Source organism: Burkholderia sp. Bp8991 (assembly GCF_003853795.1).
Lineage (GTDB): Bacteria > Pseudomonadota > Gammaproteobacteria > Burkholderiales > Burkholderiaceae > Burkholderia.
In genome coordinates this window covers 1-16,237 of record NZ_QTQJ01000009.1, presented here as the reverse complement: position 1 = coordinate 16,237, position 16,237 = coordinate 1, and the positions used below count along the sequence as shown (strand labels likewise).

Sequence of the window (16,237 nt, the reverse complement as noted above, 5' to 3'; positions counted from 1 at the left end):
CCCGCGCCCCATGGTCCCCTGGCTCGGCCCGGACGATCCGTTCCCGCCCGTCGAACGCGCGCTCGGCTCCGCGACCGGCGCGCCGGGGCTGCTCGCCGCGAGCGCCGACCTGCTGCCGTCCCGCCTGATCGAGGCCTACCTGCGCGGCATCTTCCCGTGGTATTCGGACGGCCAGCCCGTGCTGTGGTGGAGCCCCGACCCGCGGATGATCCTCGCGCCGGCCGAATTCAAGGTGTCCCCGTCGCTGCGCAAGACGCTCAAGCGCGTGCTGCGCGACTCCGCGTGGGAAGTGCGCGTCGACCATGACTTTCCGGGCGTGATGCGCGCGTGCGCGCAAGCGCCGCGCCGCGGGCAGCGCGGTACCTGGATCACGGCCGAGATCATCGACGCGTATTCGTCGCTCTACCGTTCCGGCAACGCGCACAGCATCGAGGCGTGGCACGACGGGCGACGCGTGGGCGGCCTCTACGGCGTCGCGTTCGGGCGGATGTTTTTCGGCGAATCGATGTATGCGGATGTCACCGATGCGTCGAAGATCGCGCTGGCGACGCTCGTCGCCCACCTTCGCGAGCAGGGGCTGGAGATGATAGACTGCCAGCAGAATACGTCGCATCTAGCGTCGCTCGGTGGCCGCGAGATCGCACGCAAGGCCTTTGTCGCTCACGTGCGCCGCGCGGTAGCCGAACCGCCGATTCCGTGGCAGTTCGACAAGCGTGTGCTCGCCATGCTGACGAGCCCTGCCGAACCGGCCGCCCCCTCCGGGATCGAGCGCTAGCGCGGCACTCCCTCCCTGCATCGAGAGCTGCCCATGACTCACCCGACTGAGCTGCCGCTTTCACCGCTTTCGGCGCTGCAATTCTATGCAACGGCGCCCTATCCGTGCAGCTATCTGGACGGCCGCGTCGCGCGCTCGCAAGTCGCGACGCCGAGCCACCTGATCAATTCCGACATCTATACCGAGCTCGTGAAGGCCGGCTTCCGGCGCTCGGGCGTGTTCACCTATCGCCCGTACTGCGACGGCTGCCGTGCCTGCGTGCCGGTGCGCGTGCCGGTCGGCGCGTTCACGCCGTCGCGCACCCAGCGCCGGATGTGGAAGCGGCACCGCGCGCTCGTCGCGACGGTCTCGCCGCTGCACTACGACGAGGAGCACTACGCGCTCTACATGCGCTACCAGTCGGCGCGCCACGCGGGCGGCGGCATGGATCGCGACAGCCGCGACCAGTACGAGCAGTTCCTGCTGCAGAGCCGGATCAATTCGCGCCTCGTCGAATTCCGCGACCTCGACGCGCCGGGCGGCGAGCCCGGCAAGCTGCGCATGGTCAGCATGATCGACATCCTCGGCGACGGACTGTCGTCGGTCTATACGTTCTTCGAGCCGGACGAGCAGCATACGAGCTACGGCACGTACAACATCCTGTGGCAGATCGAGCAGGCGAAGAGCCTCGGCCTGCCGTACGTGTATCTCGGCTACTGGATCCGCGAGAGCCCGAAGATGGCCTACAAAGCCAACTTCCATCCGCTCGAAGGGTTGCTCGACGGCCGCTGGAAAATACTCGATCCGGATCGCATCGACCTGCCGCCGGTCGACGCGGCACTCGCCCGTGCGCCGCTGCCGGGCGGACATTCCGGGTCGGGCTGACGGGCCATCCCGCGGCGCGGCGGCGCGCCTGCAACGGGCACCCTGCGGCCCTTGCACGCGTTGCCGCGCGGCACAAGCGGTGCCACCGGCCGCGCATGCGAAGCGAAGCCCGCCCTTGCCGCGCAACTCCCGGTAAAATAGCGGGTTGTCATTCATTCCGGCCGTCCGCCCAATTCCCGTGTTCAGTTCCCTCTATCCGCTGGCCCGCGCATCCCTGTTCAAGATGGATGCGGAAGACGCTCACCACCTCACGCTGCGCGCGCTCGGCGCGGCCGGCCGCACGGGCCTCGCCTGCGCGCTGTCGGCCCGCGTGCCCGATGCGCCGCGCACCGTGATGGGACTCACGTTCCGCAACCCGGTCGGCCTCGCCGCCGGCCTCGACAAGGACGGCGCGGCCATCGACGGCCTCGCGGCGCTCGGCTTCGGCTTCATCGAGGTCGGCACGGTCACGCCGCGCCCGCAGCCGGGCAATCCGCGCCCGCGGATGTTCCGCCTGCCGCAGGCGGAAGCGCTGATCAACCGGATGGGCTTCAACAACCACGGCGTCGATCAGTTCGTGAAGAACGTCCAGGCGGCCCGCTATCGCGGCATCCTCGGCCTGAACATCGGCAAGAACGCCGACACGCCGATCGAACGCGCCGCGGAAGACTATCTCTACTGCCTCGAGCGCGTGTATCCGTTCGCAAGCTACGTGACGATCAACATTTCGTCGCCGAACACGAAGAACCTGCGCCAGCTGCAGGGCGCGGGCGAACTCGACGCGCTGCTCGCGGCGCTGAAGGACAAGCAGCAACGCCTCGCCGACCTGCACGGCAAGCTCGTGCCGCTCGCGCTGAAGATCGCGCCCGATCTCGACGACGAACAGGTCAAGGAAATCGCCGACACGCTGCTGCGCCACAAGATCGAGGCGGTCATCGCCACCAACACGACGCTGTCGCGTGCGGCCGTGCAGGGCCTGCCGCACGCCGACGAAGCCGGCGGCCTGTCGGGCCGTCCGGTGTTCGATGCGTCCAACGAAGTGATCCGCAAACTGCATGCCGAAGTCGGCAGCGCGGTGCCGATCATCGGCGTCGGCGGCATCTTCTCGGGCGAGGACGCGCGCGCGAAGCTCGCGGCCGGCGCGTCGCTCGTCCAGCTGTACACGGGCTTCATCTATCGCGGCCCCGCGCTCGTCGCCGAGTGCGTGAAGGCGATCGCGCGTGACCGCGCCGTGTAATATAGCCATAAACAAACGATATTTAATGGTCGATTGTATTTTTGCTATGATCGACCCCACAGTCAGAATCAAGCGCCCCGCTGGGGCAAGGAAGCTCACACGATGAAAATTTCGCTGCTGAAGAAGCTGCTGGTCGCCGGCCTGATCGGCACGTCGTTCGCCGCCGCCGCGCAGGCGGCCGACCTCCTCGACCAGGTGAAACAACGCGGCACGCTGCGCGTCGGCCTCGAAGGCACGTTCCCGCCGTTCAACTCGAAGAACCCGCAAGGCGAACTCGTCGGCTTCGACGTCGACATCGCGAATGCCGTCGCCGCGAAGCTCGGCGTGAAGGCCGAGTTCGTCACGACCGAATGGAGCGGCATCATCGCGGGCCTGCAGGCCGGCAAGTTCGACGTGATCGCCAACCAGGTCGGCATCACCGACAAGCGCAAGGAAACGCTCGACTTCTCGCCCGCGTACACGTATTCGTCCGCCCAGTTGATCCAGCGCAAGGACGACACGCGCCAGTTCAAGTCGCTCGACGACCTGAAGGGCAAGAAGCTCGGCGTCGCGCTCGGCACGAACTATATGGACATGGCGAAGTCGGTGCCCGGCATCGACGTGAAGACCTACCCGGGCGCGCCCGAGTACCTGCGCGACCTCGCGGCCGGCCGTCTCGATGCAGCGCTCAACGACCGCCTGATGCTCGCGTACCTGACGAAGAACTCGCAACTGCCGCTGCGCCCGGGCGCGAACGTCGGCTCGGCGAATCCGTCGGGGATCCCGTTCAAGAAGGGCAACCCGAAGTTCCAGAAGGCGATCGACGACGCGATGGCGCAACTCGAGGCCGACGGCACGTTCACAAAGATCTCGGACAAGTGGTTCGGCATCGACGTGACGAAGCCGGTCAAGTAAGCACGCCTCTGCTTCCCGCCTGACGGCGGGCCGGAAAGGGCGGCATCCGAAGCGATGCCGCCCTTTGTTTTATCGGTCCGGTTTATGATTGCGCTTTCGCGCACGCATTCGATTCGTATTCCATGTCGACAACGTCCCTGCTCGTCCAATCGCTGCCGGTGCTCGCCCAGGGTGCCGTACTGACCGTCAAGTTCGCCGTGCTGTCGATGGTGTTCGGCCTGCTCGGCGCCGTCGTGCTCGCGATGATGGGCATCCGGCAAAGCGAACCGCTCGACGGCTTCGAACGCATCTGGGTCAACGCGCTCGCGGGGCTCGCACGCGCCTACGTGAGCCTGATGCGCGGCACGCCGCTGCTCGTGCAGATCTTCGTCATCTATTACGGACTGCCGAGCCTCGGCATCTCGCTCGACCCGACACCGGCCGGCGTGATCGCGCTCTCCGCGAATGTCGCCGCTTACATGTCCGAAAGCATGCGCGGTGCGATCAACGGAATCGCGCGCGGCCAATGGCTGGCCGCCTACAGCCTCGGGCTGTCGTGGGGGCAGACGCTGCGCTACGTGATCGGCCCGCAGGCGCTGCGCATCGCGGTGCCGAGCCTGTCGAACAGCCTGATCAGCCTGATCAAGGACACGTCGCTCGTGTCCGTCATCACCGTGACCGAACTGCTGCGCAGCGCGCAGGAAGTGATCGCGGCGACCTACCAGCCGTTGCCGCTGTACCTGGCCGCCGCCGCGATCTACTGGGTGCTGTGCCAGATCCTCGAATGGGTCCAGCGCTGGTACGAAAAGCGCCTGTCGCTGCCCGCGCGGCACTGAGCATGTCGCCTCTCGCGCCGGGCCGCGGATGCGCGCCCGGCCCCCGCCTTCCCGCCTACTCGCCCGAATAGCGCACGCCGAGCGCCGCGCGTGCGGCATCGGTCATCGCGATCATGCGCCGCGAATGGTCGTGCGTCATGATCGGGCTCTCGAGTTCGCCCGCGCGCAGCAGGTCGCAGAAATGCGCGGTCTCGTAGTTCAGGCCGCCGCCGTCGACCGGCGCGTCGAGTTCGACCGTGCGCCCGTCCGCATAGCGGATCGTCGCCCGCGCGGGGTTCCACCACTTTTCGTGAATCGTCACGTGCCCGCCTGCTGCAGCGATCAGCGCATCGCCGCGTCCCATCACGTCGAGCCCGCAAAAGAGCTGCGCAATGCCGCCGTTCGCGTGACGGCTGTTCAGGCTCGCGAACACGTCGACACCCGTCGCGCCGATGCGGCCGAGCGTCTGCACGTCGACTGCCGCGCCGAGCCAGTCGACCGCGAGAAACGCTTCGTAGATCCCGATGTCGAGCAGCGCGCCGCCGGCGCGGTCGAGCCGATAGACGGAATGATCGTCCGGCACCGACGACGACGCGCAGCCCGCGCGCACGAGCCTGATCTCGCCGATCGGATCGTCATGCAGATGCGCGCGCAACCGACGATACAACGGAAAGAACGGCGGCTTCATCGCTTCCATGAAGAGCCGGCCGGCCGTGCGTGCCGCATCCAGCACGGCATCGAGCTGCGTCGCGTTCAGCGTCGCGGGTTTTTCGCACAGCACGGCCTTGCCGGCGGCGAGCGCCGCTTGCGCGTAGTGCGCGTGACTGTCGTGGAGGGTCGCGATATAGATCGCGTCGATGTCGCTCGCGAGGAGCGCGTCGAGGCTGGCGGCAGGCTTGCCGCCGCAGCTGTCGCAGAAAGCGGTTGCCGCATCGGCGCGGCGGGCCCACACGCCGGCGAGCGTGGCACCCGGCACGTGCGCGAGGCTTTGCGCGAAACGGCGTGCGATGCTGCCTGCGCCGACGATGCCGAAGCGCACCGGGCGGTTGTCGAATTCGTTCATCCGGATCTTCCGTGTCGGTCGTATGACGGTGGCCGGCACGCTGCCGGCCGGCCGTCATGATAAACGGCTCGCCGGCACAGGGATAAGCGACCCGCGCCGATTCAGGCGCGCACGGGCACGTCGACGGAGAAATCGCGCGAGATCTCGTCGGCGCTGAAATCGATCAGGGCAAGCGACGCCGCCTCGGCTTCGCGCGGATCGCGGCGTTCGATCGCATCGACGACGCGCGCATGCGCCTTCACCGCGATGTCGTGCGCACCGTCCTTCTGCGCGACGCGCGGATTCACGAGCCGCACAGCGCCGCGCACGATCGCCGCCATCTGCTGGAAAAACTGGTTGCCGCTCGCCTGGACGATTCGCGTGTGCAGCAGCTCGTCCGCCGTGTCATAACCGGGGTCGCCCGGTTGCAACACCTTGAACGCTTCGAACGCCTCGCGGATGCCCGCGATGTCGGCCGCCGTCGCACGGACCGCCGCCTGTGCGGTCGCGCGCGGTTCGATCAGCATCCGGAATTCGATGACGTCGCGCATGAACTGCGGATCCGGCTTCGCACGAAACCGCCAGCTCACCACGTCTTCATCGATCATGCGCCAGTCGCGCATCGGCCGAACGCGCGTACCGACTTTCGGACGCACGTCGAGCATGTCGCGCGCGAGCAACATCGACAATGCTTCGCGCATCACCGTGCGACTCACGTCGAACTCTTTCGACAGCACATCCTGCGGCGGCAGAATGCCGCCGTACTTGTCCTCGACGATACCTGCGACAAGCCCATCCATCACTTTGGCGACCAGTGACCGGTCTTTGCCCTGCTCCATGACACCTCCCCGTGCGTCGATTTGCGAACACCTGCTCCGCAGTTCCGCCGGCCCTGGTTACGACTGTTCTTATGATCTATAAGTTGATGAGTTCGGGGATATTTCGCTATCTGGTAAACACCTGACAGGGTTATCCCTCTTTTTGATGCGGTTGATTTATAAGGCTTCAAAAAAAGCCCGGAAAGCGCGCTGCGCTTGCCGGGCCGGGCTTTCCACGAACTTTGAACATGCAATCCATTACGGCATCCGGATGCCATTACGGACTGCTTCTCATTCAGTTTCGATTAATCGGGATAAACGATCGTTTCAACGCCGTTTGCCGTGCCGAGCAGGCACAGATTCGCGCCGCGCGCGGCGAACAGGCCGACCGTCACGACGCCCGGCCATGCGTTGACCTGCGCCTCGAAACCGCGCGGATCGGTGATTTGCAGCCCCTTGACGTCGATGATCTCGTTGCCGTTGTCGGTGATGTACGGCGCGCCGTCCTTCGTCACGCGCAGCACCGGCACGCCGCCCAGCGCGGTCACGCGCCGGCCGATCGCCGTGCGTGCCATCGGCACGACCTCGATCGGCAGCGGAAATGCGCCGAGCACCGGCACGCGCTTGCTGCCGTCCGCGATGCAGACGAAGGTATCGGCCACCGACGCGACGATCTTTTCGCGCGTCAATGCGCCACCGCCGCCCTTGATCATTGCACCGCTTGCGTCGATCTCGTCGGCACCGTCGACGTACACCTGCAGCGATTCGACCTCGTTCAGGTCGAACACCTTGATGCCGTGCGATTTCAGGCGTTCGGTGGTCGCGATGGAGCTCGACACGGCGCCGCGATAGCGCGACTTGACGGCCGCGAGCGCGTCGATGAAGCAGTTGGCGGTCGAGCCGGTGCCGACGCCGATCACGGCGCCTTCCGGCACGTTCTGGATCACATAATCGGCGGCCGCCTGGCCGACCAGGCGTTTGAGTTCGTCTTGAGTCATGGGGGTGGGAATACAGCGGGATTGCGGAAAACCGCCAGTTTACCGGACTCGGGAGACGACCCGGGCATTTTCGGTGGGGTGCCGGCGCTGCGATCAGCGCCGGGCACGCCGGCGATCACGGCGCGCCGGTGGCGGATGCGTCGCCCGCCGGCGGCGTGGCGGAGAAATACTTGTCGAGCAGCGCCTGTGCGATCGCATCGGTTTCGGCGTCCGGATTGCCCGCATAGTCGACCGGCCGGAAATGCATCTGGAACGCCGCGAATACGCGTCGCGTGCGGGTGTCGAGCACGCCGTCGGCCGGCACGTCGTAGCCGTAGCGCGCGAGCTTCAGCTGCAGTTCGCGCACGTCGACGAGCGCGTGCGGATCGCGGCCGCCGAGCCGGGCGGCCACGGTCGCATCGTCCGGCCACGCGCCGACACCGGCTTGCGCGAGCGCATGCCACGGGAACAGCGGCCCCGGATCGATCTTGCGTTGCGGCGCGATGTCGCTGTGCCCGACCACGCGCGTCGGCGGAATCCGGTAGCGCGCGACGACATCTTTCGACAGACGGATCAGCGCATCGACCTGTTCGGGCGGATACGGCTGCCACGTGCGGTTTTGCGGATCGAGCGGGCCGCGATTCACGTTCTCGATGCCGATCGACGCTGCGTTGAGCTCGGTCGTGCCCTGCCATTCGCTGATGCCCGCCTGCCATGCGCGTTCCGATTCGGGCACGAGCTGGTAGACCACCGGCATCCTGCGTTCGATGCGCGGTTGCGGCGGCACCACGTAGTGCGCGCTGACCGAATCGCCCGTCAGCGTGCGCAGCGATTTCGCTTCGTCGCTTTCGGTGTAATGCATCACGAGAAAGCGGATCCGCGAATCGGCGCCGCGTGCGTGCAAGCTCGTGTCGGCGTAGTAAGTGCCGCGCCCGACCAGTGACGGCGACGTGCAGGCGGCCAGCAGGCCGAGGATGGCGCACGATGCGCCGAGGCGAAACAGGGTCATGTTCGCGAGTTCCGGGAGGCGCGTGCCGCGCGCAGTCGCGGCACGCGTCGTGCGGGTCGTGACGGCCCGCGCAGCGCGCGAGACCGCGCGCGTCAGCCCGTGTATCAGCCCTTCACGCGCCGCTGCCGCACCGCTTCATACAGGCACACGCCGCTCGCGACCGACACGTTCAGGCTTTCCACGCTGCCGGCCATCGGGATGCTCATCACTTCGTCGCAGGTGTCGCGCGTGAGCCGGCGCATGCCTTCGCCTTCCGCACCCATCACGATGGCGACGGGACCGTCGAGCTTCGTGTCGTACAGCGTGCCCGACGCCTCGTCCGACGTACCGATGACCCACACGCCCGCGTCCTTCAGCTCGCGCAGCGCGCGGGCGAGGTTCGTGACCGTGATGTACGGCACCGTGTCGGCCGCGCCACTCGCGACCTTCGCCGCGGTCGCGTTCAGGCCGACCGCGCGGTCGCGCGGCGCGATCACCGCATGCGCGCCGGCCGAATCGGCGACACGCAGGCATGCGCCGAGGTTGTGCGGATCGGTGACGCCGTCGAGTACCAGCAGCAGCGCCGGGCCCTGGATGCCGTCGAGCAGCTCGGACAGGTTCTGTGCGAGCGGAACATCCTCGACGCGCGCCACGACGCCCTGGTGGCGCTCGGTATGCGCGAGGCCCCACAGGCGGGTTTCATCGGCCGCAATCAGCCGCACGCCCGCTTCCTTCGCGGCGTGCAGGAAGTCCTGCATGCGGCGGTCGCGGCGCGTCTGGTCGTACAGCACCTCCGCAACCGTCGACGCATCGTGCCGCAAACGTGCGGTCACCGCATGAAAACCGTAAAGAACCTTCAGACGAGACATGACTGGAACAACCTTCGATCAAACGTGCGGCCGCGCGACGTGCGCAGCCGCGATCCATGGAAAAGGAAAGCGCCGCGTTGCCGGCCGGTGACCGGTCAAGCGCGGCGTCTCTCGATACTGCAAGGGCGTGCGCGTGCGCCGCCCCGAACGCTCAATACTTCTTGCGGGCGTGCACCTTCTTCGCGGCCGTCTTCGCCGCCGCGCCGCCCTTCTTCTTCGCGGCACGCGCGGCGCGCGCCTCCTTCACCGCGACGGTCGGCGCGCTGGCCGCCTTCTTGCGGCGCGGCGCGGCGTCCTCCACCGGCGGCAACGCGCGCACGCGCGGGCCGCCGCGATCGTTACCGTTACCGTTGCCGGCGACAGCCGGCGCCGGTGCCGGACGCGGCGCCTTCACCGGCGTGTCGCGCACGAGGCGGAAGTCGATCTTGCGCGCGTCGAGATCGACGCGGCTCACCTGCACGCGCACGCGATCCGACAGGCGATAACGGATGCCCGTGCGCTCGCCGCGCAGCTCGTTCTTGATCTCGTCGTACTGGAAGTAGTCCGAGCCGAGTTCCGTGACGTGCACGAGCCCCTCGATGAACAGCGTATCGAGCTGCACGAAGATGCCGAACGACGTGACGCCGTTCACCATCCCGCCGTACTCCTCGCCGAGCTTGTCGCGCATGAAGTAGCACTTGAGCCAGGCCTCGACGTCGCGCGACGCTTCGTCGGCACGGCGCTCGTTCGCCGAGCAGTGCAGGCCGAGTTCTTCCCAGATCGCCGTGTTCGAGCGCGAACGGCCGCGCGCTTCGTCGTCGGCCTGCTGCATCGCGCGGGCGCGCGGCGACAGCGCGGTGTTCAGCTCGAAGCCGTCCGGCGCCTTCGGCGCATACTTCTTGCCGGACAGGATCGCGTAGATCGCGCGGTGCGTGAGCAGGTCGGGATAGCGGCGGATCGGGCTCGTGAAGTGCGCGTACGCCTCGTATGCGAGACCGAAGTGACCGATGTTGTCAGGGCTGTAGACGGCCTGCTGCATCGAGCGCAGCAGCATCGGCTGCAGCATCTGCGCGTCGGGCCGGTCGCGGATCTGCGCCATCAGCGCCGCGTAGTCGCTCGCATGCGGCTTGTCGCCGCCGCCGAGCGAGAGGCCCATGCCGCGCAGGAACGCGCGCAGGTTCTCGAGCTTCTCCGGCGTCGGCCCCGCGTGCACGCGGTACAGGCCCGGGTGCTTGTGGCGCTTCAGGAAATCGGCCGCGCACACGTTCGCGGCCAGCATGCATTCCTCGATCAGCTTGTGCGCATCGTTGCGCTGACGCGGGACGATCTGCTCGATCTTGCCTTGCGAGTTGCAGACGATGTAGGTCTCGGTCGTGTCGAAGTCGATCGCGCCGCGCTTCTGGCGTGCGGCGAACAGCGCCTTGTAGACGCCGTACAGATCCTGCAGGTGCGGCAGCAGGTCCGCGCGGCGCGCAGCCTCCGGCCCCTTCGTGTTCGACAGCACGGCCGCGACTTCGGTGTACGTGAGGCGCGCGGCCGAATGGATCACGGCCGGATAGAACTGGTACGCCTTGATCTCGCCGCGCGCGGTAATCACCATGTCGCATGCGAGCACGCAGCGATCGACCTGCGGGTTCAGCGAACAGAGGCCGTTCGACAGCTTCTCCGGCAGCATCGGGATCACGCGGCGCGGGAAGTAGACCGACGTACTGCGCTCGAGCGCGTCGGCATCGAGCCCGCTGCCCGGCTGCACGTAGTGCGACACGTCGGCGATCGCGACGATCAGGCGGAAGCCGTCGCCGCGGCCGACCTTGGTCGGCTCGCAGTAGACGGCATCGTCGAAGTCACGGGCATCCTCGCCGTCGATCGTCACGAGCGGCACGTCGCGCAGGTCGACGCGGAAGCGCAGGTCGGTCGGCCGTACCTTGTCCGGCAGCGCGGCGGCTTCGTCGAGCGCCGGCTGGCTGAATTCGTGCGGCACGCCGTACTTGCGCACGGCGATCTCGATTTCCATGCCCGGATCGTCGATGTCGCCGAGCACTTCGACGACGCGGCCGAGCGGTTGCGAATGACGGCTCGGGAAGTCGGTCAGTTCGACGACGACGACCTGCCCGACCTTCGCCTTCTTCACGTTCTGCGTGATCAGGATGTCGTGGCCGATGCGCTTGTCTTCGGGGGCGACGATCAGCGCGCCGTTCTCGTTGAGCAGGCGGCCGATCACGCGCTTGTTCGCGCGCTCGGTGACTTCGACGACGTGCCCTTCCGGCCGGCCGCGGCGATCGTAGCCGACGATCCGCGCGAGCACGCGGTCGTTGTGCATGACCTTCTGCATTTCGCCGTTCGGCAGGAACAGGTCGTCCTGGCCGTCGTCGCGGATCACGAACCCGTAGCCGTCGCGATGGCCCTGCACGCGGCCGGCAACGAAGTTCGACGGATGGGTGAGCTGGTAGTGGCCGCGCTTGTCGAAGCGGATCTGGCCGTCGCGTTCCATCGCGGCGACACGCCGGAAGAACCCCTCGCGTTCCTGACGCTTGATCGACAGCGCTTCGGCGATGTCGTTGGCTGCCAGCGGCGCGTCGCTCGTACGCAGCACGCCGAGAATTTCTTCACGGCTCGGAATGGGGTACGGATATTTGCTCAAGGGTTTGTCGATGATTGTTCTCGTTGCGTTGACTGATGGTGCACGGCATCAACATAGAAGTGTCCGTCAGACAGTTCTATAGTGACGGCGGCGGATCATTCTATCACCCGCCTGTGTCGCCAAATGACGCGAATGCCGCGTGCAGGCGCCGCGGCGACCGGTTTGCGGTGCATCGCAAAAAAGTGTTGACACGATTAATTGGGGCGCTATAATTTCGCTTCTTTGCAGCAAGCAGCTACTGCAAAACGTGCCCAGGTGGCGGAATTGGTAGACGCACTAGGTTCAGGTCCTAGCGGTGGCAACATCGTGGAGGTTCGAGTCCTCTCCTGGGCACCACTTACACTTCCAGAGACTTCCAACAAAGTCTTCTGATCCTCGGAAAAGCCCGCCACTGCGGGCTTTTTTGTCTTCTGACGTCTTTTGAGTTCCACCCTAAGCCAGCTGCAAACGAGTACATTTTTGAGTACATTGAAAGTTCGATGTAAGGAGATGTACTCAGATGGCACTGACAGCCCTACAGATCCTAGGCGGCCAAGCCGAGAGTCCTCATCGCTATCCGCTTTCTCCGCCTCTGCCGCCGCGCGCACTCGCGCCTCGAATTGGACAAGTGCCTCGGGCTTTCCATCTGGATGCGCGGCAGTCAGACGAGCGATCTGCTCGTAGAAGTCGGGATAGAAGCGCTCGGCGAGCATGATCTTCGCCAAGATCGGCCGCTGAATCTCGCTGCCAAACCCTCGCTCGTCGGCGATGGCATGACGGAGCATCAGGGAGTTCAGAAAGCGCTTGATCTGCCGCGGATTGCCACGCGTACCCTCGCTGAGGATCTTGGTCACATGCGCACTGATTACCAGCGCCTGGTCAACTTCAGGCGGTACCGAGCCCTGCATGGCATCCTCGACCGTCTTCCTATCCAGACCACGGCTCTTCCATGGCCGCCGCATACCAGAAATCGTCGACGCTCATTACGCTGCTCAAGACGCGCGGCACGCTGGAGCAGTCGCTTGCGCCGCTCGGCCTGCGCGTGTCGTGGCATGAATTCGCGAGCGGCTTGCCGCTGACCGAAGCGCTCAACGTCGGTGCGGTCGATTTCAGTGCCGACGTGGCCGACACCGTTCCCGTCTTCGCACAGGCCGCGCATGCGCGCTTCGTATACGTCGCGCAGGAAGCGCCGTCACCGAAAGCGCAGGCCATCATCGTCAAGCGCGACAGCGCGCTGCGCACGCTCGCCGATCTCAAGGGCAAGCGCATCGCCGTCACGAAAGCAGCCGGCAGCCACTACCTGCTGCTTGCCGCACTCGCACGCGCAAAGCTCACCCCCGCCGACGCCGCAATCCACTACCTGACGCCGGCCGACGGCCGCGCGGCGTTCGAGCGCGGCAGCGTCGATGCATGGATCACGTGGGATCCGTATGTCGCATCGGTCGACGCGAGTCCCGACGTGCGGATTCTGGCCGACGGCGACGGGCTTGCGTCGTACCAACGCTATTACCTGGCGTCGAGCAGCTTTGCCGCCGCGCGCCCCGACGTCATCCAGATCGTGTTCGACCAGTTGTCGCAAGCCGGCACCTGGCTGCGCGAACATCAGCAGGAGGCCGCCAATACCCTCGCCCCGATCTGGGGACTCGACGCGAAGACGATCGAGCGCGCGAACGCACGACGCAGCTATCTCGTGCGCACCGTGGCCACGCAGAACTTCGGTGAGCAGCAGAAGATCGCCGATACGTTCCTCGCGGCCGGTTTGCTGCCCGCCCGCGTCGACACGGGTGAAGCGCTGCGCTGGAATTTCGCGGCAAAGCGTGCTGAGCCGATCGGCGCCTGATGCCCGGAACCTGCAACGCGCGATAATTTTGATCGCCATCGAAAAATTGTGTTGACAGATGCTCCAGACACGCTAGAATAGCGGTCTTCGCATCGCAGCAAGCGAAACGTGCCCAGGTGGCGGAATTGGTAGACGCACTAGGTTCAGGTCCTAGCGGTGGCAACATCGTGGAGGTTCGAGTCCTCTCCTGGGCACCACTTATTTAAAAAAGGTCGGCTTCTGCCGGCCTTTTTCTTTTTCAGGCCCAGGAAGCAAAGCGCCTGCGCGCTTTGCGCGAGGACTCGAAAGGCTGCGCTTGCAAGCGCAGCCGGGGTCGCGCTCGTGTGACCGAGTCCTCTCCTGGGCACCATCTGTTTTCTAAAAAGGTCGGCTTTCAGCCGGCCTTTTTTTATTTCCGGCGCCGAATCGATACGCTCGCCGTGGCACGATGGTCGCACCTGACCATCACGACGCATCGACGAACACTCCGATCGTTTCCGCGCACGCTCCCCTCTCGCATCGCAAGCAGGCCGGCAAATTATTTTCGTTCGTAACCTCAAATTCTGTTGACAGATCCTTCAGACGCGCTAGAATAGCGGTCTTCGCATCGCAGCAAGCGAAACGTGCCCAGGTGGCGGAATTGGTAGACGCACTAGGTTCAGGTCCTAGCGGTGGCAACATCGTGGAGGTTCGAGTCCTCTCCTGGGCACCACTTATTTAAAAAAGGTCGGCTTCTGCCGGCCTTTTTCTTTTTCAGGCCCAGGAAGCAAAGCGCCTGCGCGCTTTGCGCGAGGACTCGAAAGGCTGCGCTTGCAAGCGCAGCCGGGGTCGCGCTCGTGTGACCGAGTCCTCTCCTGGGCACCATCTGTTTTCCAAAAAGGCCGGCTTTTAGCCGGCCTTTTTTCATTTCCGGCGCCGAATCGATACCAGGTTCACGCCGCGCCCAATACCGTCGCCGGTGACGCGCATGACGCGCCATCCTTCCTTCGCCACCTGCGCATCAGGACAAATCGCCCCGGCCTGCGCGGCGAGTCAGTCCGGCCGGCGGTCCGTCGAGCGTGCGCGCCGGCCGCGATCCATCGCGCGAATTCGACATCGCCGGTCCCGCTGCACGACGCGGCGGCCGCCCGCCCCGGCAACCCGGGCCCCGCCTTCATCCCGGAACAAAACCGGGATTTCCCTAGGCTGACATGCCAGCGCTCACGCGGTTAAATAAATCAACATGATTTATTTAATGCGTCGATGTTCGACGCAACATGGAAGGAGACGCCATGCGAAGCCCGCACTTCGGCCAGGGCAGCAATTCGGCCAACGTGCGCCGTTACAACGAGCGCCTGCTGCTGAAGACGCTGCGCCGCGTGGGCAGCGCGTCGAAGGCCGACCTCGCGCGTCTCGCGAACATGACGAGCGCGGCTGTCGGCGGCATCATCGCGTCGCTCGCCGACGCGAAGCTGATCGAATCCGCCGGCCGCACCGAGGGCCAGCGCGGCCAGCCGGCGTCGCTGATCCGCCTCGATCCGCGCGGCGCGTTCGGCATCGGCGTCCACCTCGACCGGATGCGCATCGAGACGGCGCTCGTCAATTTCGCGGGCGACGTGCTCGGCCGCCGCTCCCACGACTGCCTGCTCCCCCCGCCCGCCGACGTGCTCGACATCGTGCGGCGCGACATCGATGCGATGCAGGATCTGCTCCCCACGCATGAGCGCGCGCGCCTGACCGGCGTCGGCGTCGCCCAGCCGTACAATCTCGGCGCGTGGATGCGCGAACTCGGCCTCGCGCCCGACACGTTCCGCGCGTGGGAAGACGTCGACTTCGCGAGCGACCTCGGGCGCACGCTGTCGCTGCCCGTGTTCGGCGAAAACGACGGCAACGCGGCCGCGATCGCCGAACTGTTCTACGGGTACGGCCGGCAGTGCGACGATTTCGTCTACCTGTTCATCGGTCCCGCGATCGGCGGCGGCATCGCGATCGACGGCGACTGCCTGCGCGGCGTGACCGGCAATGCCGGCGACATCGCCGTGATTCCCGTGCCACCGAGCCGGCTGGCGTCCGCGCCGCCGCCCCGCGGCCCGTGGGACATCCTGCTCGCCCGCGCGTCGCTGCACGCGCTCGTGCGCCACCTGCGCCATCACGGCGAGACGGTCGAGAACCGCGCCGATCTCGAGGCCTGTATCGCGCGTGGCCTGCCGGCGGTCGACGAATGGATCGACGACTGTGTCGACGCGCTCGCGCCGGCATTGCGTGCGGTGCTGTGCGTCGTCGATGCGCCGGTGGTCGTACTCGACGCCGATACCGACGCCGGCCTGCTCGATGCGGTGACGACCCGCCTGCGCGCGGCGCTCGTCGCCACCGCGCCGGAAGCGCGCGGCACGCCGACGCTCGTGCGCGGCACGTTCGGCGCTGACGCCGGCGCGATCGGCGCCGCGACACTGCCGATGTTCTTCAACTTCTCTCCACGGGCCGGCATCCTCAAGGGCGCCCGCACCGAATCGCAGGAGGTCAACCATGTCGCGTTCTGAGTCCCCCCGGCCGCTGCTCGAGATGCGCGGCATCAGCAAGACCTTCCCGGCCGTGCGCGCGCT

Annotated in this window: 12 protein-coding genes, 3 tRNA genes and 1 pseudogene; 10 read left to right on the top strand and 6 right to left on the bottom strand. The window is 66.3% G+C overall.

The features are described 5' to 3' along the window. Nucleotides 1-10: 10 nt before the first annotated feature. The 5 genes from aat to DIE02_RS12390 all read left to right on the top strand — a co-directional run bounded on the left by aat (nucleotide 11) and on the right by DIE02_RS12390 (nucleotide 4,564). Nucleotides 11-775: a leucyl/phenylalanyl-tRNA--protein transferase gene (aat, locus tag DIE02_RS12410; RefSeq protein WP_124485690.1), complete on the top strand. Its 765-nt coding sequence runs from the start codon at nucleotides 11-13 to the stop codon at nucleotides 773-775. Between the two features lie 33 nt (nucleotides 776-808). Beyond that, entirely contained in the window at nucleotides 809-1,639 is an 831-nt protein-coding gene (locus DIE02_RS12405; protein WP_044845073.1) for an arginyltransferase, read from the top strand. 178 nt (nucleotides 1,640-1,817) lie between these two features. Then, the gene (locus DIE02_RS12400) at nucleotides 1,818-2,855 is read left to right on the top strand and encodes a quinone-dependent dihydroorotate dehydrogenase (protein ID WP_124485691.1); all 1,038 of its coding nucleotides are present in this window, start codon (nucleotides 1,818-1,820) and stop codon (nucleotides 2,853-2,855) included. Nucleotides 2,856-2,957: 102 nt separating this feature from the next. Further along, entirely contained in the window at nucleotides 2,958-3,749 is a 792-nt protein-coding gene (locus DIE02_RS12395; RefSeq protein ID WP_124485692.1) for a cystine ABC transporter substrate-binding protein, read from the top strand. Nucleotides 3,750-3,871: 122 nt separating this feature from the next. Beyond that, on the top strand, nucleotides 3,872-4,564 hold the full coding sequence (locus tag DIE02_RS12390) for an amino acid ABC transporter permease (RefSeq protein ID WP_044845076.1): 693 nt from the start codon (nucleotides 3,872-3,874) through the stop codon (nucleotides 4,562-4,564). A 55-nt stretch (nucleotides 4,565-4,619) separates the two neighbouring features. Here the strand turns inward: DIE02_RS12390 and DIE02_RS12385 are convergent, their stop codons facing one another. The 6 genes from DIE02_RS12385 to rnr all read right to left on the bottom strand — a co-directional run bounded on the left by DIE02_RS12385 (nucleotide 4,620) and on the right by rnr (nucleotide 11,857). Then, on the bottom strand, nucleotides 4,620-5,606 hold the full coding sequence (locus DIE02_RS12385; RefSeq protein WP_124485693.1) for a Gfo/Idh/MocA family protein: 987 nt from the start codon (nucleotides 5,604-5,606) through the stop codon (nucleotides 4,620-4,622). Between the two features lie 101 nt (nucleotides 5,607-5,707). Continuing rightward, nucleotides 5,708-6,424 (bottom strand): FadR/GntR family transcriptional regulator, encoded by a 717-nt coding sequence (locus DIE02_RS12380; protein WP_044845078.1) that lies wholly within the window; start codon nucleotides 6,422-6,424, stop codon nucleotides 5,708-5,710. Nucleotides 6,425-6,708: 284 nt separating this feature from the next. Then, nucleotides 6,709-7,401 carry a ribose-5-phosphate isomerase RpiA gene (gene rpiA / locus DIE02_RS12375; protein ID WP_044845079.1) on the bottom strand — a complete coding sequence of 231 codons (693 nt, stop codon included), beginning with the start codon at nucleotides 7,399-7,401 and terminating at the stop codon, nucleotides 6,709-6,711. Between the two features lie 115 nt (nucleotides 7,402-7,516). Then, a complete protein-coding gene (locus DIE02_RS12370) occupies nucleotides 7,517-8,389 on the bottom strand; it encodes an N-acetylmuramoyl-L-alanine amidase (RefSeq protein WP_124485695.1) in 873 nt (290 codons plus the stop codon). 104 nt (nucleotides 8,390-8,493) lie between these two features. Then, nucleotides 8,494-9,237 (bottom strand): 23S rRNA (guanosine(2251)-2'-O)-methyltransferase RlmB, encoded by a 744-nt coding sequence (gene rlmB, locus DIE02_RS12365; protein WP_044845081.1) that lies wholly within the window; start codon nucleotides 9,235-9,237, stop codon nucleotides 8,494-8,496. A 151-nt stretch (nucleotides 9,238-9,388) separates the two neighbouring features. After that, a complete protein-coding gene (gene rnr / locus DIE02_RS12360) occupies nucleotides 9,389-11,857 on the bottom strand; it encodes a ribonuclease R (RefSeq protein ID WP_124529064.1) in 2,469 nt (822 codons plus the stop codon). A gap of 249 nt (nucleotides 11,858-12,106) precedes the next feature. Between rnr and DIE02_RS12355 the strand changes: the two genes are divergently transcribed. From DIE02_RS12355 to DIE02_RS12335, 5 genes and pseudogenes are all read left to right on the top strand, one after another. Continuing rightward, a tRNA-Leu gene (locus DIE02_RS12355) sits at nucleotides 12,107-12,193 on the top strand. 601 nt (nucleotides 12,194-12,794) lie between these two features. Next, a pseudogene (locus DIE02_RS12350) lies at nucleotides 12,795-13,676 on the top strand (aliphatic sulfonate ABC transporter substrate-binding protein); the annotation flags it as partial. A 110-nt stretch (nucleotides 13,677-13,786) separates the two neighbouring features. Beyond that, nucleotides 13,787-13,873: transfer RNA gene (locus DIE02_RS12345), tRNA-Leu, on the top strand. Between the two features lie 407 nt (nucleotides 13,874-14,280). Continuing rightward, nucleotides 14,281-14,367, top strand: a tRNA-Leu gene (locus DIE02_RS12340). Nucleotides 14,368-14,926: 559 nt separating this feature from the next. Continuing rightward, complete coding sequence (locus DIE02_RS12335; protein WP_124485712.1) at nucleotides 14,927-16,174, top strand: ROK family transcriptional regulator; 1,248 nt, start codon at nucleotides 14,927-14,929, stop codon at nucleotides 16,172-16,174. The last annotated feature ends 63 nt before the right edge of the window (nucleotides 16,175-16,237 follow it).